The sequence below is a fragment of the Massilia atriviolacea genome, from assembly GCF_003953935.1.
GTDB lineage: Bacteria > Pseudomonadota > Gammaproteobacteria > Burkholderiales > Burkholderiaceae_D > Telluria_A > Telluria_A atriviolacea.
In genome coordinates this window covers 266,671-290,750 of the sequence record NZ_RXLQ01000005.1, presented here as the reverse complement: position 1 = coordinate 290,750, position 24,080 = coordinate 266,671, and the positions used below count along the sequence as shown (strand labels likewise).

Annotated in this window: 19 protein-coding genes; 9 read left to right on the top strand and 10 right to left on the bottom strand. The window is 65.5% G+C overall.

Annotation, left to right across the window (positions count from 1 at the left end; genetic code table 11):
* The first annotated feature begins 37 nt into the window (after positions 1–37).
* Entirely contained in the window at positions 38–1,540 is a 1,503-nt protein-coding gene (locus EJB06_RS11700) for an ATPase domain-containing protein (protein WP_164557899.1), read from the top strand.
* 10 nt (positions 1,541–1,550) lie between these two features.
* The gene (locus EJB06_RS11695) at positions 1,551–3,083 is read left to right on the top strand and encodes a hybrid sensor histidine kinase/response regulator (protein WP_126074193.1); all 1,533 of its coding nucleotides are present in this window, start codon (positions 1,551–1,553) and stop codon (positions 3,081–3,083) included.
* Here EJB06_RS11695 and EJB06_RS11690 read toward each other — a convergent pair.
* The 3 genes from EJB06_RS11690 to EJB06_RS11680 all read right to left on the bottom strand — a co-directional run bounded on the left by EJB06_RS11690 (position 3,080) and on the right by EJB06_RS11680 (position 8,134).
* A complete protein-coding gene (locus EJB06_RS11690; protein ID WP_229427033.1) occupies positions 3,080–5,311 on the bottom strand; it encodes a hybrid sensor histidine kinase/response regulator in 2,232 nt (743 codons plus the stop codon). The genes EJB06_RS11695 and EJB06_RS11690 overlap by 4 nt on opposite strands.
* A 126-nt stretch (positions 5,312–5,437) precedes the next feature.
* Positions 5,438–7,324, bottom strand: a complete 1,887-nt coding sequence (locus tag EJB06_RS11685) for an MFS transporter (protein WP_126074192.1) — start codon at positions 7,322–7,324, stop codon at positions 5,438–5,440.
* Between the two features lie 75 nt (positions 7,325–7,399).
* The gene (locus EJB06_RS11680; protein ID WP_229427032.1) at positions 7,400–8,134 is read right to left on the bottom strand and encodes a helix-turn-helix domain-containing protein; all 735 of its coding nucleotides are present in this window, start codon (positions 8,132–8,134) and stop codon (positions 7,400–7,402) included.
* Positions 8,135–8,275: 141 nt separating this feature from the next.
* Here EJB06_RS11680 and EJB06_RS11675 point away from each other — a divergent pair, with 141 nt between their 5' ends.
* Both EJB06_RS11675 and EJB06_RS11670 read left to right on the top strand, forming a co-directional pair.
* Positions 8,276–8,689, top strand: coding sequence for a hypothetical protein (locus EJB06_RS11675; RefSeq protein ID WP_126074191.1), 414 nt, complete (start codon positions 8,276–8,278; stop codon positions 8,687–8,689).
* A gap of 2 nt (positions 8,690–8,691) precedes the next feature.
* Positions 8,692–9,480 (top strand): DUF2145 domain-containing protein, encoded by a 789-nt coding sequence (locus EJB06_RS11670; RefSeq protein WP_126074190.1) that lies wholly within the window; start codon positions 8,692–8,694, stop codon positions 9,478–9,480.
* An 8-nt stretch (positions 9,481–9,488) separates the two neighbouring features.
* Here the strand turns inward: EJB06_RS11670 and EJB06_RS11665 are convergent, their stop codons facing one another.
* The 5 genes from EJB06_RS11665 to EJB06_RS11645 all read right to left on the bottom strand — a co-directional run bounded on the left by EJB06_RS11665 (position 9,489) and on the right by EJB06_RS11645 (position 15,621).
* Positions 9,489–10,553 carry an ABC transporter ATP-binding protein gene (locus EJB06_RS11665; RefSeq protein ID WP_126074189.1) on the bottom strand — a complete coding sequence of 355 codons (1,065 nt, stop codon included), beginning with the start codon at positions 10,551–10,553 and terminating at the stop codon, positions 9,489–9,491.
* A 26-nt stretch (positions 10,554–10,579) separates the two neighbouring features.
* Entirely contained in the window at positions 10,580–12,346 is a 1,767-nt protein-coding gene (locus EJB06_RS11660; protein ID WP_126074188.1) for an ABC transporter permease, read from the bottom strand.
* 57 nt (positions 12,347–12,403) lie between these two features.
* Positions 12,404–13,495, bottom strand: a complete 1,092-nt coding sequence (locus tag EJB06_RS11655; protein ID WP_126074187.1) for an ABC transporter substrate-binding protein — start codon at positions 13,493–13,495, stop codon at positions 12,404–12,406.
* Between the two features lie 25 nt (positions 13,496–13,520).
* Positions 13,521–14,465, bottom strand: coding sequence for a tripartite tricarboxylate transporter substrate binding protein (locus tag EJB06_RS11650; RefSeq protein ID WP_126074186.1), 945 nt, complete (start codon positions 14,463–14,465; stop codon positions 13,521–13,523).
* A gap of 79 nt (positions 14,466–14,544) precedes the next feature.
* Complete coding sequence (locus EJB06_RS11645) at positions 14,545–15,621, bottom strand: porin (RefSeq protein ID WP_126074185.1); 1,077 nt, start codon at positions 15,619–15,621, stop codon at positions 14,545–14,547.
* Positions 15,622–15,799: 178 nt separating this feature from the next.
* Between EJB06_RS11645 and EJB06_RS11640 the strand changes: the two genes are divergently transcribed.
* A complete protein-coding gene (locus EJB06_RS11640; RefSeq protein ID WP_126074184.1) occupies positions 15,800–16,495 on the top strand; it encodes a response regulator in 696 nt (231 codons plus the stop codon).
* A 14-nt stretch (positions 16,496–16,509) separates the two neighbouring features.
* On the top strand, positions 16,510–17,952 hold the full coding sequence (locus EJB06_RS11635; RefSeq protein WP_126074183.1) for a sensor histidine kinase: 1,443 nt from the start codon (positions 16,510–16,512) through the stop codon (positions 17,950–17,952).
* A 239-nt stretch (positions 17,953–18,191) separates the two neighbouring features.
* Here the strand turns inward: EJB06_RS11635 and EJB06_RS11630 are convergent, their stop codons facing one another.
* Together EJB06_RS11630 and EJB06_RS11625 are read right to left on the bottom strand one after the other, a co-directional pair.
* Positions 18,192–19,514: a homoserine dehydrogenase gene (locus EJB06_RS11630; protein WP_126074182.1), complete on the bottom strand. Its 1,323-nt coding sequence runs from the start codon at positions 19,512–19,514 to the stop codon at positions 18,192–18,194.
* Between the two features lie 22 nt (positions 19,515–19,536).
* On the bottom strand, positions 19,537–20,766 hold the full coding sequence (locus EJB06_RS11625; protein WP_126074181.1) for a pyridoxal phosphate-dependent aminotransferase: 1,230 nt from the start codon (positions 20,764–20,766) through the stop codon (positions 19,537–19,539).
* A 228-nt stretch (positions 20,767–20,994) separates the two neighbouring features.
* Here EJB06_RS11625 and EJB06_RS11620 point away from each other — a divergent pair, with 228 nt between their 5' ends.
* From EJB06_RS11620 to EJB06_RS11610, 3 genes are all read left to right on the top strand, one after another.
* Positions 20,995–21,375 (top strand): Mth938-like domain-containing protein, encoded by a 381-nt coding sequence (locus EJB06_RS11620; RefSeq protein WP_126074180.1) that lies wholly within the window; start codon positions 20,995–20,997, stop codon positions 21,373–21,375.
* Positions 21,376–21,523: 148 nt separating this feature from the next.
* Positions 21,524–21,994, top strand: a complete 471-nt coding sequence (locus tag EJB06_RS11615; protein WP_126074179.1) for a peroxiredoxin — start codon at positions 21,524–21,526, stop codon at positions 21,992–21,994.
* A gap of 237 nt (positions 21,995–22,231) precedes the next feature.
* Positions 22,232–24,046, top strand: coding sequence for a PhoH family protein (locus EJB06_RS11610; RefSeq protein WP_126074178.1), 1,815 nt, complete (start codon positions 22,232–22,234; stop codon positions 24,044–24,046).
* Positions 24,047–24,080: the final 34 nt, after the last annotated feature.

Genomic DNA, 24,080 nt, shown 5'->3' with positions numbered 1-24,080 from the left:
AACGAAATTTACGATGAGAAAAACGGAGACTCTCTCCATGGAAATGCAGAACAGCGACACCAGCCGCTTTCTTTCAACCGGCGTCCCCGGACTGGACACCATCCTCGGCGGCGGCCTCACCAGCGACCGCCTGTTCCTGATCGAAGGCGAGCCCGGCACCGGCAAGACCACGCTCGCCCTCCAGTTCCTGTACGAAGGCGTGCGCCGCGGCGAATCGGTCATCTACATCACCCTGGCCGAAACCCGCGTCGAACTGAAGGCGGTGGCGCAGTCGCACGGCTGGTCGATGGACGGCATCCACGTCGAGGACATCATCCCCAACGAGAACATCCTCCATCCCGACCACCAGTTCACCATTTTCCACCCGTCCGAAATCGAGATGGGCATGACCACCCAGCGCATCCTCGACACGATCGAAAAGTACAAGCCGACCCGCGTCGTCCTCGACTCGCTGTCCGAGCTGCAGCTGCTGGCCGAAAGCCCGCTGCGCTACCGCCGCCAGGTGCTCGCGCTCAAGCAGTACCTGTCCGGCAAAGGCTGCACCACCCTGTTCCTCGACGACCGCACCGCCCTCTCCGGCGACCTGCAGGTGCGCAGCGTGGCGCACGGCGTCATCACGCTCGAACTGATCAACCAGGATTACGGCTCCGAACGGCGCCGCGTGCGCATCGTCAAATATCGCGGCATCGCCTTTCGCGGCGGCTCGCACGACTACAAGATCGTCACCGGCGGCCTGGTGGTGTTCCCGCGCCTGATCGCCGCCCACACGCGCGTCGCGAGCGAGCGCAAACAGCTATCGAGCGGCATCGCGCAACTCGACGCCCTGACCGGCGGCGGCCTCGATGAAGGCACCAGCACCCTGCTCTCCGGCCCGCCGGGCACCGGCAAGTCCTCGCTGTGCGCCCAGTACGTGTACGCGGCCACCCGGCGCGGCCAGAAGGCGGCCATGTTCCTGTTCGAGGAAGCGGCCAACAACCTGCTGCTGCGCTCCACCGGCCTGGGAATCGACCTCAAAGGCGCGGTCGACAACGGCCTGCTGATCATCAAGCAGATCGACCCGGCCGAAATGGCGCCCGGCGAATTCATGCAGTCGGTGACCGACGCCGAAGCCGGCGGGGCGCGCGTGATCGTCATCGACAGCCTGAACGGCTACCTGAAGGCCATGCCCGACGAGCGCTTCCTGTCCACCCACATGCACGAACTGCTCACCTACCTGGGCCAGCGCGGCGTGGTCACCATCCTGGTCGGCGTGCAGCCCGGCGTGATCGGCTCGAACATGAGCACCACGGTCGACGCCAGCTACATCGCCGACAGCGTCATCATGCTGCGCTACTTCGAAGCGCGCGGCAAGGTGCGCCAGGCGATTTCGGTTTTCAAGAAACGCGTCGGCCTGCACGAGCGCACCATCCGCCTGTTCTCGATGGACAGCAGGGGCATCCACGTGGGCGACGTGCTGACCAACTTCCACGGCATCCTGACCGGCGTTCCCACCTTCGACGACAGCGAGCCGCACGTGCTGTTCGACGGCGACAACGGATAAGCGGCTGCCTATGGAAAAGCGTGTCCTGATCTACGCCCCGACCGGCCAAGACGCGGTGCTGGCGTCGAAAATGCTCTCCCTCGCCCAGGTCGACAACCTGGTCGCCGAAAACGCCCAGAGGCTCTCCGAAGAGATGCTGATCGGCGTCGGCGCCGTGCTCACGGTCGAAGAGGCGCTGTCGAACGGCGGCCTGAAGGCGCTCGGCGAATTCGTCCAGCGCCAGCCCAACTGGTCGGACCTGCCGATCGTGCTGCTCACCCACCGCGGCCCCGACTCGCTCAGCGTGCGCCAGGCCATCGCCGCCCTCGGCAACGTCACCCTGCTCGAACGCCCGGTGCGCACCCTGACCCTGATCACGTCGCTGCAATCGGTGCTGCGCGCCCGCGAAAAGCAGTACCAGGTGCGCGAGACCGACCGCCGCAAGGATGAATTCCTGGCCAGCCTCGGTCACGAACTGCGCAACCCGCTGGCGCCCATCCGCACCTCGATGAGCGTGCTCAATCACCTGTATCCCGACCAGGCGCCCGTCAGGAAGGTCAGCGACGTGATCGAGCGCCAGGTCACCCATCTCACCCGCCTGGTGGACGACCTGCTCGACGTGGCCCGCATTAACAGCGGCAAGATCGAACTGCAGCGCGACTACACCACCTTCGCCAAGGTGATGGAACACGTGATCGAACTGTGCTCCGCGGCGGCGGCGGCCAAGCGCATCAAGATCGACGTGGCCATGCCGCCCGGCGACGTGGCGCTGTACGCCGACTACGCGCGCGTGGTGCAGATCGTGGCCAACATCGTCTCGAACGCGGTCAAGTTCACGCCGGCCGACGGTTACATCGGCGTGCGCGCGCAGGTCGAATTCGGCGCCCTGCACATCTACATCAAGGATACCGGGATCGGCCTGGAGCCGGCCGCCCTCGGGCGCATCTTCGCCATGTTCGAGCAAAGCCGCCCGCCCTCGGGCCAGATCGCCAGCGGCCTGGGGATCGGCCTGAGCCTGTCACGCCAGTTCGCCGAAATGCATGGCGGCAGCGTGCGCGCCACCAGCGAAGGCCTCGGCAAGGGCAGCGAATTTATCGTCACCCTGCCGGTGGTGAGCGAAGCGCGTCCGCTCCAGGCCACGCCCGCGGTGGACGTCATCGGCGCATCCGACCAGCGCCCCAAAGTGCTGGTGGTGGACGACAACCGCGATGCGGCGGATTCGCTGCAGGCGCTGTTCGAAATGGAAAACTGCAAGGTCGCCACCGCCTACGACGGCTACGAGGCGGTACAGGCGGTGGAACAGGACATGCCCGACATGATCGTGATGGACCTCGGCATGCCGAGCATGGACGGCTACGAGGCGGCGCGCCGCATCCGCCTGCAGCCAGGTTCGCAGTCGGTGCTGATGATCGCCCTCACCGGCTGGGGCCAGAGCGACGCGCGCCAGCGCACGCTGGACGCCGGCTTCGACCATCACCTCATCAAACCGGTCAACTTCGACGACATCAAGCGCCTGGCCGACGGCCGCCTGGGCGCGGCGCAGGGCTTGCGCGCAAGCGGCTAGCTTGCCGTTTTCGCCAGTTGCGGCGCGGCCGGCGCCGCGCTCTCCAGGGCCGCCACCAGGCGCGCCATGTCCACCGGCTTGACCAGGTGGGCGTCGAAGCCGGCAGCGAGCGCGCGTTCGCGGTCGCTGTCCTGTCCATAGCCGGTCAGCGCCACCAGCCGCACCTTGCTCGTTGCCGGGTCGGCGCGCATGCGGCGCGCCACTTCGTAACCGTCGATGCCGGGCAGGCCGATATCGACCAGCGCAATGTCCGGGCACGCCGCCGCTGCCTGGCGCAAGCCGTCGACGCCGTCGACGGCGGTGTCGACCCGGTACTGCTGCGCTTCGAGCATGATCGCCATCATCTCGCGCCCGTCCTCGTTATCTTCGATCAGCAGCACGCGCTGGCGCGACGACGGCGCCGGCGCCGGCACGCCCGGCTCCGAGCGCGGCGGCGCCACGCGCGGCAGGCGCAGCTCGAAACTGCTGCCCAGGCCCGGGCCGGCGCTGCGCACATCGACCCGCCCGCCGTGCATCAGCGCCAGCTGGCGCACCAGCGCCAGTCCCACGCCGAGGCCGCCCTGGGCCCGGTCCAGCGGACGCGCGCCCTGCACGAACAGGTCGAACACATACGGCATCAGCTCCGGCGCGATGCCGATTCCGGAATCGGACACGCACAGCAGCGCCTCCTCGCCGTCGCCCTTGACACTGACCGAAATCGTGCCGCCGGCCGGCGTATATTTGAGCGCGTTGTCGAGCAGGTTCGAGACGATCTGCTCGAGCCGGGTGGGGTCGCCATCGACCCACACCGGTGCGGTTTCGACCCGCAATTCATGGCGCGCCGCGCGCTGCGACGCGCGCAGGGTGCCCACGTAATGCTCGATCACCTGGTCCAGCCGCAGCGCGCGCCGCTCCAGCAGGATCTTGCCGGAGTGGACCCGCCCCATGTCGAGCAGGTCGTCGACGATGCGGGTCAGGTGCCCGCTCTGGCGCGTGATGATCTCGCGCGCGCGTTCGCTGGCCGCGGCCGGCATGCCCGGATGCGCCATCACGCTGGTGGCGTTGACGATCGCCGCCAGCGGGTTGCGCAGCTCATGTCCCAGCATCGCCAGGAATTCATCCTTGGCGCGGTTCTGCTGTTCGGCCGTGGTACGCGCCGCGTGTTCGCGCTCGAACAGGATTTCGCGCTCGGTTTCGGCGGCCAGGCGCGACTGCTTTTCCTGGTTCACCAGGGCGGCCGCCGCCGCAATCGCCGCCTGCACCTCGTCCACCTCGGCCACGCCCGACACGTCGCCGTGGTCCGGGCCCGCGCTACCGCCCAGCGCATGCGCCGAGCGCGCCACCTGGCGGATGGAGCGCGACAGCCGGCGCGCAAAAAACACGGCGGCCAGCGTGGCGCAGCACACCGCCGCCGCCAGCCCGAAGATCGACACCATCAGCGCATGGCGCGCGGCCGATTCGATTTCCGCTTCCGGCACGCCGACGGCCACCGTCCATCCGGACAGCGCCGAGCGCTCCAGCACGGTGTACAGTTTGAGCTTGTCGTCGCTGGCGTTGCGGATCACGCCGATGGTCTTGCTGCGGATCGCTTCGCGCAGGTCGGGGCGGGTCTCGCCACGGCCGCTGGCGTCGCCGCCGTCGGTCTGGGCGATCGTCATGCCGTTGCGGTCGTACACGCCGGCCAGCCAGGTCGGCGGCGCGTTCACCTGGTCCAGCACATCGTTGAAGTGGTCGATCCTGAAGCCCTGGGCGATCACGTAGCGCATCCCGTCCGGCGTGGTCACCGGCACGTCCACCACCACCAGCAAGGCTTGCGTGACGACGCCGCGAATCAGGTTGGAGATTTGCGGCCGGCCGGCGCCCAGCACCTGGGCCACGCGCTGGGCCGCGTCCGGCCCCGGCAAGGGCGCGCCGAAAGGCACCGCCGTGTTGATCAGTTGCTGCCCGCGCTCGTCGAGCAGCGCGGTCCAGGTGGCGCCCACCTTGTCGGCGAAGCGCGCCTGTTCGTAGAAGCCGGCCAGGTCGCCGCGCGCCAGGTGCGGCGAGGTGGCCAGCATGCGCACCGCGCTCTGGGTGTTGGTCAGCTCGCGGTCGATGCTCACCAGCGAGATGCGCGCCGTTTCGCGCACGCCTTTCAGGGCCGCTTCGCGCTCGGCCTTGAGCAGCATGTTGAGCGAAATCGTCGAGAACAGGATCACCGGAATCAGGATCGCCGCGACCATCAGCGCGAGATAAGCGCGGATTTTCATGGCATCGGCGGCGAAAAACGGTTCATGGGATGCTACGGCCTTTGAAAAACGGAGAAGCGGCACACTGCCGTACGGTTGCAATTATAACCACTTTCTCACAGATTCTCCCCTCCGCTAGAACCGGATTTACTTCCAGTCGCCGCGCAAGGCCAGCACCTGCTTGTGCAGGTAGTCGGGGGTGGCGTCTTCCGGCGCCACCGGCGTGCCGACCGCCAGCGCCAGGCGCGAGCGCGGTCCGCGCGCGAAGGTGCGCTCGAACAGGTTACCCGGATCGCGCGTGAGCAGGCTGCCCCACAGACCGCGCAGCGCCATCGGAATCACCGGCACCTTGCTGCGTTCGACGATCTTGGCGATCCCGCCCCGGAACTCGCCCATCTCGCCGGTCGAGGTCAGGCGTCCTTCCGGGAAGATGCAGACCAGGTCTCCTTCGTGCAGCGCCTGGGCGATGTCGATATACGCCTTCTCCATCAGGAACTGGTCTTCCTTGGCCGGCGCGATCGGAATCGCGCGCGCGGTGCGGAACAGCCAGCCCATGATCGGCATCTTGAAGATCTTGTGGTCCATCACGAAGCGGATCGGACGCGGGCTGGCCGCGCCGATCACCAGCGCATCGACGTAGCTGACGTGATTGCACACCAGGACCGCCGGCCCTTCCTCGGGAATGCGGTCGGTGTCCACGGTCTTGACGCGGTGGATCGTGTGGATCAGCATCCAGGCCACGAAGCGCACCAGGAATTCCGGCACCAGCGAGAAGATATACAGCGCCACCACGGCGTTGAGGATGGCGGTGGCCAGGAACATCTGGGGAATCGTGAAACCGAGCTTGATCATCAGGATCGCCATGCCGGCCGCGCCGATCATGAACAGCGCGTTCAGGATATTCATGCCGCCGATGGTGCGCGACAGGTGGGCCGGCTCGCAGCGCGTCTGGATCAGGGCGAACAGCGGCACGATGAACAGGCCGCCGAACACGCCCACCATCGCAATATCGAACAGCACGCGCGCCACGCCGGCCTGCGCCAGCATGCCCATCATGTCCACCTCCAGCGCCGGGCGCACATAGCCCATGCTGGCGAAGTACAGGTCGATCCCGAACAGCGACAGGCCGATCGAGCCGAACGGCACCAGGCCGATTTCGACCTTGTGGCCCGAGAGCTTTTCGCACAGCAGCGAGCCGACGCCGACGCCGACCGAGAACACGGTGAGCAGCATCACGAACACGCTGTAGTCGCCGTGCAGGAACTCCTTGGCGTACAGCGGGAACTGCGACAGGATCATGGCGCCGTAGAACCAGAACCACGAATTACCCAGCATCGACAGGAACACGGTGCGGTTCTTGCGCGCGTGGCCGATGTTGCGGATCGATTCGGCGATCGGATTCGGATTGATTTTCAGGTCCGGCATCGGCGCCGGCGAATGCGGAATGCGGTAGCTGGCCACCAGCCCGAGCACGGCGAAGAACATGGTGGCGCCGGCCACCAGCATCAAGCCGTTCGGCTTCAATACCAGCGCCGCGCCCAGGATCTGCCCGAGCAGGATGCCGACGAAGGTCCCCATCTCGACCACGCCGTTCCCGCCCACCAGCTCTTCGGGTTTCAGGTGCTGCGGCATGTAGGCATACTTCACGGGGCCGAACAGGGTCGAATGCACGCCCATGCCGACCACGGAGGCGATCAGCAGCCACAGGGTATGCGTCATCCAGCCGATGCCGGCCACCAGCATGATGGCGATCTCGAACAGCTTCACGAAGCGCGCCAGGCGCCCTTTCTCGACCTTTTCGGCGATCTGCCCGGCGGTCGCCGAGAACACCACGTAGGGCAGGATGAACAGGCCGGGAATCAGGCTGTTCAACACGGCCGGATCGACCGTGGTCCAGCTGGCGGCTTCGTACGTCAATATCACCAGCAAGGCGGTCTTGAAGACGTTGTCGTTGAAGGCGCCGAGGAACTGGGTCCAGAAGAACGGCGCGAAGCGGCGCTGCGTCAGGAGGGAAAACTGGCTGGATTGACTCATGCTGATCGTTCTCTCAGGGTCTCGAAGTGACAAAAAAGGTGGCAAAAAAAGTGGCTGCGCAGCGTCAGGGTACCATCACGGCCGGCGCAGCAGGGCCTTGAAAGCCTGCGGCACCCAGGGCCGCGCGGCCACGATGAAGCTGATCGCGTGGCGCTGGTCGAACGGCAGGCGCGTCTCGTGCTGGTGCTGCTGCGAGAACTCGGCCGCCACCTGCTTCAGGCGTTCGAGCAGCGCCGCGCCGGACTGCTTGGTCAGCATCACGTTCACCAGCCGCATGACTTCATCCTCGCCATCGAAGCGCGAGTTCAGGTAGTCGGCCGCCGCCTCGTGCCGGAAGTAGCCCTGGATCGGCCCGTTCGCAATCCAGCCGAAGGTGCGCGCGATGAGCAGCTTGACCCGGTTATTCGGCAGCAGCTCGAGGAAGCCGATGCGGTCCAGGCGCAGCAGGTATTTGGTCACTTCCGCCTCGGTCATGTCGTAAGAGCGCACAATATCGTCGAAGCCGATGTGGTTCATGGCCGACACGGCCACCACCAGCAGGCGCGGGTCGCCGATGATTTCGCGCTCCTGCGCCAGGGTCAGGTGCGAAATCAGGGCCGGCGCCGACTGCGCCGCACTGAGCTCGTCGAACTCGATCCCGGTCGCCGTGAGGATCTCGTCGAGCCGCTGCAAAGTGAAATTCTTCTGTGAAAACATACGCTTAACGCTGGCCTCCGACATGCCGATCCGCCCGGCCAGGTCGCCGTAGGTGATGCCGCGCCCCTTCAACAGGCGCTTCAAGGTGTCGACAAGTGTAATTGCATGCGGCATTTCCGTATCCCTCTGAATTCTGGTAGCAAATACTAATACTTATTCAGAATAAAAGCGATACGGCCTATCATTTCATTTAGCCAGGGCCAATCTTGCGTAAGATGTGTTTGCCAACCCGGCCTGTCAATCCAAGGAAACCGCATGAAAACCAAGCTGATGATCGCCGCCCTCGCCTGCGCGCTGTTCGGCGCCAATCCGGCCGCGCTGGCGCAGGGCTCGCACCTGTCGTCGACCCCGAGCAATGTGTCGGGCGCGGTGGTATTGGGAAGCTTGCTGGTGGTGGCCGTGGGCGGCAGCGTGGTGGCGCAAAGCGTCGACACCGTCGCCGACGGCACCGTGGTGGTGCTCAGGAACGTGGCCGACGGTTCCACCGCCACCGTCAAATTGAGCGGCGACGGCGCCAGGGGCTTTTCCAAGCTGGTCGGCCAGACCGTCACCGTCACCGCCACCGCCAGCGGCCATGTGCTGATCGCCGCCGGCAAGGTGATCGCCTTCATCCCGACCGAAATCGGCAAAGGCCTGCTGCATCACTCGCAGAACGGCGCGAAGGGCTGAACATGAACCGCATCGGCCGACGCGCTCTTTTGCTGCTGGTGCTGGCCCTGCCGCTGCGCCTCGCGCATGCCGGCACCGCCTGCGAGGAAGTCGCGCAGGACGCCGCCAACTTCGTCAAGGCGGTCAGGCTGGCCGAAAACACCAGCGCCGCCCTCGATGCGTCGGGGGCGGAGGTGGCGCTGATCGCGCGCATCGGCCAGGATCTGTCCAGATACGATCTGCGCTACTCGCACATGGCCTACACCTGGCGCGACCATCCCAAGGGCCGCTGGACCGTGGTGCACCTGCTGAACCAGTGCGGCAGCGCCACCTCCAAGGTGTTCGACCAGGGCCTGGCCAACTTCTTCCTCGACGATCTGTTCGCCTACGAGAGCCAGGTCGTGATCCCCGGCGCGCAAAGCCAGAAGCGCATCGTCGCCATGCTGGCCTCGCAGGCGCCGGCGCGCCTGCACGGCGCCGACTACAATATGCTGGCCTTTCCGTATTCAACCAAATACCAGAACTCCAACCAGTGGGTACTGGAGACCTACGCCGCCAGCGAGGCGGCGGTCGAGGACCGCGGCGCTGCCCAGTCCTGGCTCAGGCAGGCCGGCTATGCGCCGGACACGATCTGGGTGCCCTCGGTCAAGCGCCTCGGCGCGCGCGTGTTCCGCGCCAACGTGGCCTTCGACGACCATCCGCTGGGCCGCCGCATCGCCGGCCAGATCGACATCGTCAGCGTCGAATCGGTGCTGCGCTTTGTCAAGAAGCGCGACCCCGCCGCCAGCGCGAGCGTGGTCGGCATCGAGTAAGCGCCCGCTCAGAACACCCACAGCTTCTCGGGCGGCATGTGCAGCCAGTAGCTGCCCGCTTCCAGCCGGTGCTTGGAGTAAGCGCGCAGGCTGAAGCCCTCGCGCATGAACAGGCACTCCCAGCGGTCGCCCAGGTACATGCAGGTCAGCAGCGGCAGCTGCAGCGCATTGTCGACCTGCTGCGCGCTGATCTTCACATCCTCGACCCGGATCAGCGGCGTGGCCTCGCCGCCGCTACGCGCGCCGCGCGCGCTGCCGCGCATGCGCACGCCATCGACCTGCAGCGCCACCGTGCCGTCGTTTGTGCCCACCACCTGGCCTTGCAGGCGGTTGTTACTGCCCATGAATTCGGCGGTGAACAGGGTGTCCGGCGTTTCGTACATGCTTTGCGGCGAGCCTTGCTGTTCGATCTTGCCGTTATTGAGCAGCAGGATGCGGTCCGAAATCGCCATCGCCTCGCCCTGGTCGTGCGTGACCATCAGCGCCGACAGGCCGAGCCGCACGATCAGTTCGCGCAGGAAGGCGCGCGCCTCCTCGCGCAGCTTGGCGTCCAGGTTCGAGAGCGGCTCGTCGAGCAGGATCACCGGCGGGTTGTACACCAGCGCGCGCGCAATCGCCACCCGCTGCTGCTGGCCGCCCGAGAGTTGATGTGGATAGCGCTCGCCCAGGTGGCCCAGTCCCAGCTGCGCCAGTACTTCCCTGACCTTGGCCTCGATCTCGCTCTTGCCCATCTTGCGCAGGGTCAGGCCGTAGGCCACGTTGTCGAACACGCTCTTGTGCGGCCACAGCGCGTACGACTGGAACACCAGCCCCAGGCTGCGGTGCTCGGCCGCCATGTCGAAGTTGCGCGAGCCGTCGAACACGCGCCGCTCGCCGATGTCGATGGTGCCGCTCTTCGGGCTTTCCAGCCCGGCCACGGCGCGCAGCAAGGTGGTCTTGCCGCTGCCCGAGGGGCCCAGCAAGGCCACCACTTCGCCGCGCTGCAGGTGCATCGATACACCCTTGAGTATCGGGTTGGCGTGCGCACCGGTGCCGTAGTCGAGGTGCAGGTCGTTGACAGTCAATTCATTCATGGAGATTTCCCGATGTAGGTAGGTGTTTATTGGTGCAGCTTGACGCCGAAGCGCAGCGCAATGCCCAGGCCGATGGCCACCAGCGTGATATTGATGAACGAGAGCGCCGCCACCAGGTCGGTCGAGCCGCCCGCCCACAGCGATACCAGCATCGCCCCGATCACTTCGGTGCCCGGCGTGAGCAGGTAGACCCCGGTCGAATATTCGCGCTCGAAGATCAGGAACACCATCAGCCAGGCGCCCAGCATCCCGTATTTGATCAGCGGCAGCGTCACGTCGCGCGTGACCTGGCCGCGGGTTGCGCCGACCGCGCGCGCCGCCTCTTCCAGTTCCGGTCCCACCTGCAGCAGCGCCGCCGAGATCAGGCGCATGCCGTAGGCCAGCCACACCACCGAATACGCCAGCCACAGGGCGAAGATGGTCGAGCGCACTTCGCGCAGCAGCGGAATCGCATGCTCGCCGAGCCACAGCAGCGGACCGAACTCGCTCGCCTTGAACATGCCGTCGAGCCAGCTGGGGACGAACAGGAACACCCACAGGAAGGACAGGCCGGCCAGCAGGCCCGGTACCGCGCGCGGCACCAGCACGCTGTAATCGAGCAGGCGGGTGATGCCGTCGGGCTTCCTGTGCATGGCCAGCGCGATCGCCGTGTAGCACACCACCGCCATCGCTCCGCCGATCACGCCGATCAGCACCGTGTTTACGATCCCGCGCACCAGCGAGTGCTGCTCGAGGATGTCGCGGAAGTGCTGCAAGGTCAGCACGTCCCACAGCACCACGCCCTCGCCCCAGTTCTGGACAAAAGAGCGCAGCACGATGCCCGACAGCGGCAGGACGATCGTCACCAGCAGCCAGCCGGCCAGCATGGCGAAGGCCAGCCACTTCCAGCGGCCCAGCGGCATCGCCTTCTGGCGCGCGCCCTTGCCCTTGATCGACACATACTTGTTGGCCGACTTGAGCAGCCAGCGCTGGATCATCACCAGCGGCATGGTCACCATCACCAGGCACACCGCCACCGCCGCCATCAGGTGGTACGAGGGCGTACCCATCTTGTTGGTCAGCTTGTACAGGTAGGTGGCCAGCACCAGGTGGCCTTCCGGATCGCCCAGCACCAGCACCAGGCCGAAGACTTCGAAGCCGAGGAAGAACACCAGCACGCCGGCATACGCCAGGGCCGGCATGATCATCGGCAGCGACACGTTCATCATCACCCGCAGCGGTGAGGCGCCGGCCACGCGGGCCGCCTCTTCCACGTCCGAGCCCAGGCTTTTCAGCGCCGAGGAAGCGTACAGGTACACGTGCGGCACGTGGGTCAGGCCGGCGATGACGACGATGCTGGTGAACGAATAGATATTCCACGGGATGAAGCCGAGCAGCTGCTTGGCCCACACCGAGTAAAAGCCCACGGGCCCCATCGACACCACGTAGCCGAAGCCCATCACCATGGGCGAGACGAAAATCGGCACCAGCAGCAGCGGCGCGATCCAGCTGCGCCCCGGCAGGTCGGTGCGCACCATCAGGAAGGCCAGCATGCCGCCCAGCGGCACCGCGATGGCGGCCAGCCCGGTGGCAAGGATCGCCCCATTCTTGAAGGCCTGGGTAAAGTCGGGGTCCTCGAAGATGAAAGCGTAGGCGTCGAAGCCCAGGCTTTTTTCCGGCATGAAGAAGGGCGCCGACAAAAAGCTCTGGTAAAAAATCAAGAACAGCGGCAGGAAGATGGCGACGCAGGCGAGCGTCACCACCAGGCCGCGCGGCCAGTTAAGCCGCGTGGCCCGCAATGATAAGGTGGTCATGTCAGGTCCGATCCAGGGATGAGGGGGGCGGTGGGCGCCAGCCCACCGTGCTGGCGTTTACTTCTTGCCGGCGGTGTCTTTCCACTGCTTGAGGAAAGCCATGCGCTTGGCCGGCGCCAGGTATTCCAGCAACGACGGATGCACCGGAATCGGCTTGATGTTCTTTTCGCCGACGATCTTGATCAGTTCCGCCGAGGTGGTTTCGCCGGCGACGTCGGCGCGGATCGCAAACAGCTTCGACTCGTTGGCGATGACGGTCTGGCCGCGCACCGACAGCAGGTAATCCATCCACAGTTTGGCCGCGTTCGGGTTCTTGGCGGCCTTGTTGATGAACTGGACGCGCGACATGATCAGGGTGTAATCGGCCGGCAGCACCACGCCCAGCGAGGGGTCGGTCTTGGCGCGCACCAGCGCGTAGGAGCCGAGCACGTTGTAGCCGATCAGGTTTTCGCCCGACGAGATCCGTTCCAGCATGGTGCCGGTGGACGACTGCACCCGCACCTTGGCCGCCCCGAAGCCGTTCTGCAGGTCCGCGAACTGCGGATTTTCGCGCGCATCGGCGGTCATGAACATGAAGCCCACGCCGGATTTTTCGATGTCGTAGGTGGTGACCTTGTCGCGGAATTTGTCGGTCTTGACGATTGCCGCAAAAGCGGCATGCGTCTTCGGAATGTCGTTGCCGGTCACCATGCGCTTGTTGTAGACGATGGCCGCCGGCTCGAAGGTGGTGCCGTAGGCGCTGTCGTTCCACACCGCCCATGCCGGCAGCTTGCCCGCTTCCTGCGAGCGGTACTTGAGGGCGTTGCCTTCGGAGGCAAGGCGCATCTGCAGGTCCATCGCCGACGACCACACCACGTCGGCGGTAGTGCCGCCGGCCGCCGCCTCGGAAATGAAGCGGTTGTACACTTCGGTCGAATTCATGTCGCTGTATTCGATCTTCACGCCCGGATACAGGGCGTTGAAATCCTTGATCAGCGGCTGCGCGGCCTTGCTGTCGGTGGCCGAGTAGATCACCAGTCTGGCTTCCTTCCTGGCGCCGTCGATGATCTTCTGGTAGTCGGCCGGATAGCCGGCCGGGACTTGCGCGAAGGCGCTCCCGGCAAGAATGAACGCAATGCTTGCGCCGATCAGGGTTCGTTTCATATTCATGGTGTCTCCAGATTGTTGTTGTGTTTTAGCGAATCAGTTTGAATTGCCTGGCCTGCCGGTTGTAGTCGGCGACGGCCTTGTCGATGTAATCGGTGAGCGCCTGCCCGGTCAGCGTGAACGGATACAGCCCGTGCGCCGCCCGCAGCCTGGCAAAATCCGGGCTGGCCGTCATGCGCTCGAAATTGCCCACCCAGCGCCGGTATTCGGCATCGGCCACCTTGGGTCCCATCCACACGCCGCGGATGATCGGCCACACCACGTCCACGCCCTGCTCGCGCGCGGTCGGCGCCTGCGCCAGCACGCCCGCCAGGCGCTGCTCCGACAGCACCGCCAGCACCCGCACCTTGCCGGCGCCCGCGTACAGGGTCGCTTCCGAGGCGTCGCCGGAGACCACCTGCACATGATTGGCGTGCATCGCGGTGAAGGCTTCGCCGCCGCCTTCCAGCGCCACGAACCGCAGCACCTTCGGATCGATCCCGGCGCGTCTGGCCAGCAGCGCCATCTTCATCCAGTCCTGGCTGCCGATCGTGCCGGACACGCCGATCAGCACTTTCTCAGGCTGGCGCTTCAGGGCTTCCAGCAGATCGGCCAGGTTGCGGAAGGCCGAATCGGCGCGCACCGCGATCATCCCGTAGTCGGCGCCCAGGGCCGCCACCCAGCGCACGTCGTCGGCGCTGGCCTTGCCGAACTTGCCCTGCGCCAGATTGAGCAGCGAACCGCCCGAAAACGCGACCAGCGTGTCCTTTTCGCTGCCGCGCTGGGCCGCCATCGAATGCCAGGCCACCGCGCCGATACCGCCCGGCAGATAGGACAGGCGCAGCTCCGGTGCGCTGGCGTCGCCCTTCAGGCCTTCGCGTACCAGCTTGCAGGTCAGGTCCATCGCGCCGCCCGGTTTGGACGGCACGATGCATTCGGCGGCGCCGGCATGCAGGGCGGCGCAGGCGATCAGGGTGGAGAGCAGGAGTTTCATGGCGGTGGCCTCTGTAGTCGGGCGTGGCGGTCGAATAACCATGATAGCCCCGCCCGTCATGCCGGTTCACGAACATGCATCAGAAGCGATGCTGGATCCCGGCCGTGAGGCCCTTCTGGGTCGTGCCGAAGCCCGCGTCGTCGCGCGACAGGCCCACCAGCTTGCCGTTGTCGGCCTTGGCGTAGGCGGCCGCCACATACAGGTCGGTGCGCTTCGACAGCGCGTACAGGCCGCGCGCCACGTACATGACCGGATCGGCGTCGGTGTTCGCCGCCACGTTCTTGACGTTGACGTAATACACCGCGCCGGTCAGGGTGAGCGCCGGCGTGGCGTACCAGCTGGCGCCGCCCCACCAGGTGGTGGCGCGCACGTCCGGCGTGCCTGCCTTGGCCGCCTCCAGCGTGTAGTCGCGCACCCCGCCGGTCAGGCGCATCGCCGCATTCCTGTAGTCGACGGCCGCGTGAAAGGCCGTGGTTTCGTCGCGCCGCCCGGTGCCGGCCAGCGTATTGGCGTTGATCTGTTCGTAGGCCGCCATCGCTGCGAAGCCGCCGCGCGTCCACGAGCCCGCGACCGCGTACTTGCGGCTGTCGGCGCTGCTGCCGGCCTGCTCGCCCAGGCCGATGCTGGCGCCGTATTTGAAGTCGCCGCTCTTGCCCGCGTACTTGACCAGGTTGTCGAAGGCGGTCGTCATGCCGTATCTGGACGTGCCGGTGGCGTTGGACGAGGTGGCCCAGGAGTAGTTCGGCGCGTAGCCGAGCGGGTCGAACAGGATCACGAAATCGTAGGTGGTGGTGAACGAGCGGCCGATCACCACGCGGCCGTAACTGCCGTCCAGGCCCACGTAGGCCTGGCGCTTGAACAGCGCGCCATCGGCCGCGCCGGTATCCATCAGGACGCCGCCTTCCAGTCCGAACACGGCTTTCAGGCCGCCGCCCAGGTCTTCGGTGCCGCGCAAGCCCCAGCGCGAGGTGTTCTTGCCGCCCGAGATGACGCGGGTGGCGCTGTCGCCGGCGGCGTTGGCATTGGTGGTGTAATCGACGCCGGCGTCGATCAGTCCATACACCTGCACGCTGGACTGGGCCTGGGCGGCGCCCGATGCTGCCAGAGCGGCCGGCAGGGCGGCCGCCAGCGCGAGCGTAAGCACGGATGGTTTCATTCTTGTCTCCTGAGTTTTTTATGTTTTATGTTTTATGTTTTATGTGTTACGGGTGCTGCGGGGTGCTGCGGGACTCACTATATGTTCGCCATCCTTTCAATTGGCTTTCAGTCCCCGCATGTACCGGCCGGGCCACACAGGCCGAGCTTTTTTGCGCGCTTGGGGCTACACTGCCCGGATGCGCATACTCCTCGTCGAAGACCACATCGAACTGTCGCACTGGCTTTCCAAAGCCCTGCGCGACGCCCACCTGACCGTCGAATGCGCCGCCAACGGCGCCGACGCCGACGCCCTGCTGCACACGCAGGACTACGCGCTCGTCATCCTCGACCTGACCCTGCCCAAGATGGACGGCCTCGACGTGCTGCGCCGCCTGCGCGCGCGCGGCGGGGCGCGCGCCAAGACCCCGGTCATGATCCTCACCGCGCGCGGCGGCCTGGAAGAACGGGTGCAGGGCCTGAACCTGGGCGCCGACGACTACCTGGCCAAACCGTTCGAACTGGCCGAACTCGAAGCGCGCGTCAAGGCGCTGCTGCGCCGCAGCCAGGGCCTGGACGCGCTGGTGTACCAGTGCGGCGCGCTCAGTTTCGACACCAATACCCGCATGTTCGCCTACGGCGGCGCGGCGCTGGCGCTGACCCCGCGCGAACACGCGGTGCTGGAAGCGCTGATCACCCGTCCGGGCCGCGCGGTATCGAAAGAAAAGCTGTTCGACGAAGTCTTCGCCCTCGAAGACGACGCCAACCTCGACGCCATCGAGCTGTATATCCACCGCGTGCGCAAGAAGCTCGAACGCGCGCAGGAAGGCGCGGCCGCGATCACCACCCTGCGCGGCATCGGCTACCTGCTGCAGCCGCGCGACAGTCCAGGCTGAAAGCGCGCCCTGACATGACGCCCTTGTACGCCTCCCTGCGCCGCAGAATCCGGGCCGCGCCCCTGGGCAGCCTGCGCAGCCAGCTGCTGCGCTGGCTCCTGATCCCGCTGGCGCTGCTAGTGGCGCTGAACGCGGTGTCGGTGTACGACAACGCGCTCGATGCGGCCGACATGGCCTACGACCGCTCGCTGCTGGCATCGACCCGCGCGCTGGCCGAACGGGTCGCGATCAAGGATGGCAAGGTGGTGGCCGACGTGCCCTACGTGGCGCTCGACTCGTTCGAGACCGACACACTGGGACGCATCTACTACAAGGTCAGCGGCATCGATGGCGAAACCGTGTCCGGCTTCGACGACCTGCCGCCGGTGCCGGCCAACGTGCCGCGTTCGGAAGCCTATCCGGCGCTGGTGCGCTTCTACCACGCCGAGTACAACGGCGAGCAGGTACGCATCGCCGCCCTGCTGCAGCCGGTGTACGACGATTCGATGCGCGGCATCGCCCTGATCCAGGTCGGCGAAACGCTCGACGCCCGGCGCGGCCTGTCGCGCAAGATCCTGATCGACACGCTCCTGCGCCAGGCCGTGATGGTGCTGGCGGTCGCCTCGCTGGTGTGGTTCGCGGTGCGCCTGGTGCTGCGTCCCCTGATGCGCCTGAAGCTGGAAGTCGAAAACCGCGCCGTAAGCGACCTGTCGGACGTCGACCAGGCGCTGGTGCACAAGGAAGTGCGCCCGCTGGTGGCAGCCATGAACGGCACCATGTCGCGCATGCACAACCTGATCGCCAGCCAGCGCCGCTTCATCGCCGACGCCTCGCACCAGCTGCGCACCCCGCTCACGGTGCTCAAGACCCAGGCCGAACTGGCGCTGCGCGAAAACGATGCCGCCGCGATGCGCGAGATCGTCAGGTCGATCGCCGCCACCACCGACGCCACCGTGCACCTGGCCAACCGCCTGCTGACGCTGGCGCGGGTCGAGCATGGCAGCGAGGCGGCCGGCATGGCGCCGGTCTCGCTGACCGCCATCGTGCGCCAGGTCGGGCTGGAGATGGCGCTGCCGGCCGTGCAGAAGCAGATCGACCTCTCGCTCGACGCGGCCGATGAAGCGCTGGTCGACGGCCAGGAACTGATGCTGCACGAAATGGTGACCAACCTGGTCGACAACGCGATTCGCTACACCCCGGCCGGCGGCAAGGTGGCATTGCGGGTAAGGGTCGATGGCGCCAGGGTGCGGCTCGACGTCGAGGACAGCGGCTGCGGCATCGCCGACGACGAGCGCGAAAAAGTGTTTACGCCGTTTTACCGTTCGTCCGGTGCGCTCGAGACCAACCCTGGCGGCACCGGCCTTGGCCTGTCCATCGTGCGCGAGGTGGCGGCCCAGCACCGCGCCGCCGTCACCCTGTCCAGCGGCGCCAACGGCGCGGGACTGACGGTCGGGATCTGTTTCGAATCGGCCGCCTGAGACAAGCGATCCGATACACACACAACACTGCGCGTCAGCCCCTGCATCCGGCGCTCATGCTGTCGATGCTGCATGCACGGCGCCCTTCAACCGCAGCGCAGGCATGCATGCATGCAGTCTATTCAATGAGACTGGCCCATTGCGAAGCATGCCACGCGAGCCTGTCGCCCTACCCGCTGCGCGCGAGCAAGCGGCCGGCAAGCGCCAGGGACGGCCCTGGCGTCGGAGACGCGCTGGCCTCAGCTCAGGTTTTCGAGCCGGATCTTGACCACCTTGCCCACCACCGTACCGAGTCCCTCGATCTTCGCGATGGCGGCATCGATGTTCTTTTCCTGGGTCTGGTGGGTCAGCATGATGATGTCGGTGCGCGTCTCGCCTTCGCCCGGTTCCTTCTGCAGCACCGCGTCGATCGAAATCCTGGCGTCGGCCAGGATGCGCGTCAGGTCCGCCATCACGCCCAGCTGGTCCTTCACGTAGACGCGCAGGTAGTAGCTGGTGGTGATCTCCGACATCGGCAGGATCGCCACGTTGGTCATCTGGTTCGGCTGGAACGCCAGGTGCGGCACGCGGTATTCCGGATCGGCGGTGGCCAGGCGGGTGATGTCGACCAGGTCGGCGATCACCGACGAGGCGGTCGGCTCGGCGCCCGCGCCCTTGCCGTAGTACAGCGAGGCGCCGACCGCGTCGGCCTGCACCAGCACCGCGTTCATCGCCCCTTCCACGTTGGCGATCAGGCGCTTGGCCGGAATCAGGGTCGGATGCACGCGCAGCTCGATGCCTTCCACGCCGTCGACCATGGCGCGCTTGGTGATGCCCAGCAGCTTGATGCGGTAGCCCAGCTGCTCGGCGTAGCGGATGTCGATCGCCTGCAGGCTGCTGATCCCTTCCACGTGGGCCTTGTCGAACTGCACCGGGATGCCGAAGGCGATCGAGGCGATGATGGTCGCCTTGTGCGCGGCGTCCACGCCTTCGATGTCGAAGGTCGGATCGGCTTCGGCGTAGCCCAGTTCCTGCGCCTGCTTCAGCGCGGTGGCGAAGTCGAGGCCCTTGTCGCGCATTTCGGACAGGATGAAATTGGTGGTGCCGTTGATGATGCCGGCCACCGATTCGATGCGGTTCGCGGTCAGGCCTTCGCGCAGCGCCTTGATGATCGGGATGCCGCCGGCCACCGCCGCCTCGAACGCGACCATCACGCCCTTGGCCTGGGCCGCCGCGAAGATCTCGTTGCCGTGCAGCGCCAGCAGGGCCTTGTTGGCGGTGACCACGTGCTTGCCGTTGTCGATCGCCTTGAGCACCAGCGTCTTGGCCGTGTCGTAGCCGCCGATCAGTTCGACGACGATGTCGATGTCGGGATGGTTGACCACCAGTTCCGGGTCGGTCACCAGTTCGCAGTCGGTGCCGACGATGGGGCGCGCGCGTTCCAGGTTGCGCACCGCGACCATCGCGATCTCGATGCCGCGCCCGGCGCGGCGCCGGATTTCTTCCTGGTTGCGTTTGAGGACGTTAAAGGTGCCGGCACCAACTACGCCGAGGCCGATCAGGCCGATTTTGATGGGTTTCATAGTTCTTTATCTGGAAGAGGTATCAGCCGCGCCCGTGGCGGCGTCGGTAGCCGTCGAGGAAGCGCGCAATGCGGCCGCAAGCATCGGTCAGGTCGTCGGAATTGGGCAGGAACACGAGGCGGAAGTGATCCGGCGCGATCCAGTTGAAGCCCGTTCCCTGCACCACCAGGACTTTTTCTTCGGCCAGCAGGTCGTAGGCAAACTGCTGATCGTCCGCGATCGGGTACATCGCGGGGTCGAGGCGCGGGAACATGTACAGCGCGGCTTTTGGCTTCACGCAGGTCACGCCCGGAATGTCGGTTAAGAGTTTGTGCGCCATGTCGCGCTGGCGCAGCAGGCGCCCGCCCGGGCCCACCAGGTCGTTGATGCTCTGGTAGCCGCCCAGCGCGGTCTGGATCGCGAACTGGCCCGGCGCATTGGCGCACAGGCGCATCGAGGCCAGCATGTTCAGGCCATCGATGTAGTCCCTGGCATGGCGTTTTTCGCCCGACACCACCATCCAGCCGGCGCGGTAGCCGCACGAACGGTAGTTCTTCGACAGGCCGTTCAGGGTGATGAACAGCACGTCGTCGGCCAGCGAGGCGATCGAGTCGTGCTGCTCGCCGTCGTACAGGACCTTGTCGTAGATTTCGTCGGCCAGGATGATCAGCTGGTGCTGGCGCGCCAGCTCGATGATCTCCAGCAGGATTTCGCGCGGATACAGCGCCCCGGTCGGGTTGTTCGGGTTGATCACCACGATCGCCTTGGTGTTGCTGGTGATCTTGCGGCGCATGTCGTCGATGTCGGGATACCAGCCGGCCTGCTCGTCGCAGATGTAATGCACCGGGTTCCCGCCCGACAGGCTCACGGCCGCGGTCCACAGCGGGTAGTCCGGGGCCGGCACCAGCACTTCGTCGCCGGTATTGAGCAAGCCGTTCATGGCCATGACGATCAGTTCCGAGGCGCCGTTGCCGAGGTAAATGTCGTCGATGGTCACGCCACCGATGCGCTTGCCCTGGGTGTAGTGCATGACGGCCTTGCGCGGCGCGAACATGCCTTTCGAATCGGTGTAGCCGGCGGCGCCGTGCATATTGAGGATCATGTCCTGCACGATCTCGTCCGGCGGGTCGAAACCGAACACGGCCAGGTTGCCGATATTGAGCTTGATGATCTTGTGGCCTTCTTCCTCCATCTGCCGGGATTTCTCCAGCGCGGGGCCGCGGATTTCGTAGCAGACGTCGTCGAGCTTGTTCGATTTCAGAATCGGTCGCAAAATATTTCCCTGTTCAGTGGCGCTTTGTTGCAGTGCGAAAAATACCCATTCTGCCGAAAGGAGTTAATTTAATCAACCTGCGCTTGAGCCCAACATGGGCAAAAAACGGCGAAATGGTGTGGGTTTGGCGTCTGTTTCGCGAAAATTCGCGGTTTACTGGACTTTGTGGCATGCTAACGCCACGCGCAGCGCCCGAGAGCCCTGCATCACCTTTTCAGTACCCATGCCATGAAGCTCCATTCCAGCCCTACCCAACAATACCAGACCGTGACCGGTTACGACGAAACCGGGGTCGAAATCAACGCCCAGCGCTTCGACTACAGCCTGATCGTGATGCCCGAAACGCCGCCGCGCGCCTGGGATGTGCCCACGTTCGAATCCCTCACGGCCGACCATTTCGAGAAGATCGGACAGGACCAGCCGGACGTCGTCATCCTCGGCACCGGCGACCGGCAGCGCTTCGTCCATGCCAAACTGATCGGCGCGCTGCTGGAGCGGCGCATCGGCTGCGAATGCATGGATAACAAGGCGGCCTGCCGCACCTACAATATCCTGATGGGCGAAGGCCGCAAGGTGACCCTGGCGCTCATCCTCGGCAACGCGCCCTGATCGGTCGCCCGCTCGACGGCGCAGCGCGACGCCTGGCTTGCAATCGAGCATCCCGCCCCCATATCTGGTTCGCCCAAACACGTTTCCCCCTCCCCTGTTGCGCTGCGGGGTATAAAATCAGCGCTGACTCACCTTCAGGAGAGAACCTGTGGCTGATAGCCAAACTGCAGCACCTTTTGCCGACTTTTCCGCCGTCATGACCGGCGACAAGCCGTTCCAGCTGTCCGGCCGCCCCGCCCGCTACACCGTGCTGTACTTTTACCCAAAAGACAACACCCCCGGCTGCACCACCGAAAGCATCGCCTTCCGCGACCTGCACGCGCAATTCCAGCAAGCCGGTACCGAGATCTACGGCATCAGCCGCGATTCCCTGCGCTCGCACGAAGGCTTCAAATCCAAGCTCGGCCTGCCGTTCGAACTCATCTCCGACCCGGAAGAAGCCATGTGCCTCCAGTTCGGTGTGATGAAAATGAAGAATATGTACGGTAAGCAAGTGCGCGGCGTCGAACGCAGCACGTTTGTCATTGACGCTGACGGTAAATTGGTGAAAGAATGGAGAGGCGTGAAAGTCCCTCATCACGCCGAAGACGTGCTGGAATTTATCAGGAGCCAGCCTTGATCAGGACGGCTCGACTGTCGACTAACCCGCAGCAGAACCCGATTGCACCAGCCATTTTGAGTCACACCTGCCGTTTTCCGCATCATCCCAATCTGGCGGCCTGCCGGCCCGGCCACTATGCCGGGCCCGACCACCACCCCCTTAGTTCGCACAGCCGCATCGAGCCCGCCGCCACCAGCGCCGCCTGCGCCGACGCCTGCGGGCTATCCTTCCGCACCTTTTTAGATTGAGACCCTGATGCCACTGCCAAAAATCCCCACCAAGCCAGCCACCCTGCTGCTGGCCGAAGATTATCCGAAAGCCGAGCGCGCCAATAAACCCGCGCCGGCCGCCAAAGCGACACTGAGCGCGGTCGCCGACCATGTCGTCGCCAAAGACCTCGCCGAACCTGTCGCCAAGGCGCCGGCCAGGACCACCCGCGCCAAGGCGCCGGCCAAGGCGCCGGCCAAGAAAGCCGCGCTGGTCGCCGCGCCGCCGGCCGCGCTGGTCACCTCGCCCGCCGTGATGGAAACGCCGATCGCCAAGCCTGCCTCGCGCGGCAAGGAAAAGCAGCCGCTCGACCTGGAAGCGCCGCACCCGGCCAAGCACAAGGCGGTCGAGATGGTGGTCAAGTCCTCCACCAGCCGCAATGCCGACCAGACCGGCAAGACCAAGATGTTCGTGCTCGACACCAACGTGCTGATGCACGACCCGTCGTCGCTGTTCCGCTTCGAAGAGCACGACGTCTACCTGCCGATGATGACGCTCGAAGAGCTGGACGACCATAAGAAAGGCATGTCGGAAGTGGCGCGCAATGCACGCCAGGTCTCGCGCACGCTCGACGCCCTGGTCGGCAGCATCGACGACGGCGCCATCGAAAGCGGCATCCCGCTGTCCAAGCTGGGCAACAAGGATGCCAAGGGCCGCCTGTTCTTCCAGACGCGCCTGCAAAACGGCCCGACCCTGCCGGAAGGCCTGCCGGTCGGCAAAGCCGACAACCAGATCCTCGGCGTGGTGCGCAACCTCGAAGCCGAGCAACCGGGCCGCGCCATCGTGCTGGTGTCGAAAGACATCAACATGCGCATCAAGGCGCGCGCGCTGGGCTTGCCCGCCGAAGACTACTTCAACGACCACGTGCTGGAAGACAGCGACCTGCTGTACTCGGGCATCGTGCAATTGCCGGACGACTTCTGGAACAAGAACGGCAAGGACATGGAGTCCTGGCAGGAAAACAAGAACGGCGTCTCGTCGACCTTCTACCGCGTCACCGGTCCGACCGTGCCGACCCTGCTGGTGAACCAGTTCGTCTACCTGGAACCGAAAAACGGCGAAGCGCCGTTCTACGGCCAGGTCAAGCAGCTCAACGGCAAGACCGCCGTGATCCAGACCCTGCGCGACTTCAGCCACAACAAGAACAATGTGTGGGGCGTCACCGCGCGCAACCGCGAGCAGAACTTTGCGCTGAACCTGCTGATGAATCCGGAATGCGACTTCGTCACCCTGCTCGGCCAGGCCGGTACCGGCAAGACCCTGCTGGCCCTGGCGGCCGGCCTGGCGCAGGTGCTCGAGACCAAGCTGTATAACGAAATCATCGTCACCCGCGTCACGGTGCCGGTGGGCGAAGACATCGGCTTCCTGCCGGGTACCGAGGAAGAGAAGATGGGGCCGTGGATGGGCGCCTTCGACGACAACCTCGAAGTGCTCAACAAGTCCGATTCGGATGGCGGCGAGTGGGGTCGCGCGGCGACGCAGGACCTGATCCGCTCGCGCATCAAGATCAAGTCGCTCAACTTCATGCGCGGCCGCACCTTCGTGAACAAGTTCCTGATCATCGACGAAGCGCAGAACCTGACGCCGAAACAGATCAAGACCCTGGTCACGCGCGCCGGTCCCGGCACCAAGATCCTGTGCCTCGGTAACATCGCGCAGATCGACACGCCTTACCTGACCGAAGGCTCGAGCGGCCTGACCTACGTGGTCGACCGCTTCAAGGGCTGGTCGCACAGCGGCCACGTGACCCTGGCGCGCGGCGAACGTTCGCGCCTGGCCGACCACGCGAGCGAAGTGCTGTAAGCCGCCGCTTCAAGCCTGCTAGGCACAGACTGGT

Bases quoted from the DNA above. Each gene is read 5' to 3' on its own strand.
- EJB06_RS11700 (WP_164557899.1), top strand. From the start codon at position 38: ATGGAAATGCAGAACAGCGACACCAGCCGCTTTCTTTCAACCGGCGTC.
- EJB06_RS11695 (WP_126074193.1), top strand. From the start codon at position 1,551: ATGGAAAAGCGTGTCCTGATCTACGCCCCGACCGGCCAAGACGCGGTG.
- EJB06_RS11690 (WP_229427033.1), bottom strand. From the start codon at position 5,311: ATGAAAATCCGCGCTTATCTCGCGCTGATGGTCGCGGCGATCCTGATT.
- EJB06_RS11685 (WP_126074192.1), bottom strand. From the start codon at position 7,324: ATGAGTCAATCCAGCCAGTTTTCCCTCCTGACGCAGCGCCGCTTCGCG.
- EJB06_RS11680 (WP_229427032.1), bottom strand. From the start codon at position 8,134: ATGCCGCATGCAATTACACTTGTCGACACCTTGAAGCGCCTGTTGAAG.
- EJB06_RS11675 (WP_126074191.1), top strand. From the start codon at position 8,276: ATGAAAACCAAGCTGATGATCGCCGCCCTCGCCTGCGCGCTGTTCGGC.
- EJB06_RS11670 (WP_126074190.1), top strand. From the start codon at position 8,692: ATGAACCGCATCGGCCGACGCGCTCTTTTGCTGCTGGTGCTGGCCCTG.
- EJB06_RS11665 (WP_126074189.1), bottom strand. From the start codon at position 10,553: ATGAATGAATTGACTGTCAACGACCTGCACCTCGACTACGGCACCGGT.
- EJB06_RS11660 (WP_126074188.1), bottom strand. From the start codon at position 12,346: ATGACCACCTTATCATTGCGGGCCACGCGGCTTAACTGGCCGCGCGGC.
- EJB06_RS11655 (WP_126074187.1), bottom strand. From the start codon at position 13,495: ATGAATATGAAACGAACCCTGATCGGCGCAAGCATTGCGTTCATTCTT.
- EJB06_RS11650 (WP_126074186.1), bottom strand. From the start codon at position 14,465: ATGAAACTCCTGCTCTCCACCCTGATCGCCTGCGCCGCCCTGCATGCC.
- EJB06_RS11645 (WP_126074185.1), bottom strand. From the start codon at position 15,621: ATGAAACCATCCGTGCTTACGCTCGCGCTGGCGGCCGCCCTGCCGGCC.
- EJB06_RS11640 (WP_126074184.1), top strand. From the start codon at position 15,800: ATGCGCATACTCCTCGTCGAAGACCACATCGAACTGTCGCACTGGCTT.
- EJB06_RS11635 (WP_126074183.1), top strand. From the start codon at position 16,510: ATGACGCCCTTGTACGCCTCCCTGCGCCGCAGAATCCGGGCCGCGCCC.
- EJB06_RS11630 (WP_126074182.1), bottom strand. From the start codon at position 19,514: ATGAAACCCATCAAAATCGGCCTGATCGGCCTCGGCGTAGTTGGTGCC.
- EJB06_RS11620 (WP_126074180.1), top strand. From the start codon at position 20,995: ATGAAGCTCCATTCCAGCCCTACCCAACAATACCAGACCGTGACCGGT.
- EJB06_RS11610 (WP_126074178.1), top strand. From the start codon at position 22,232: ATGCCACTGCCAAAAATCCCCACCAAGCCAGCCACCCTGCTGCTGGCC.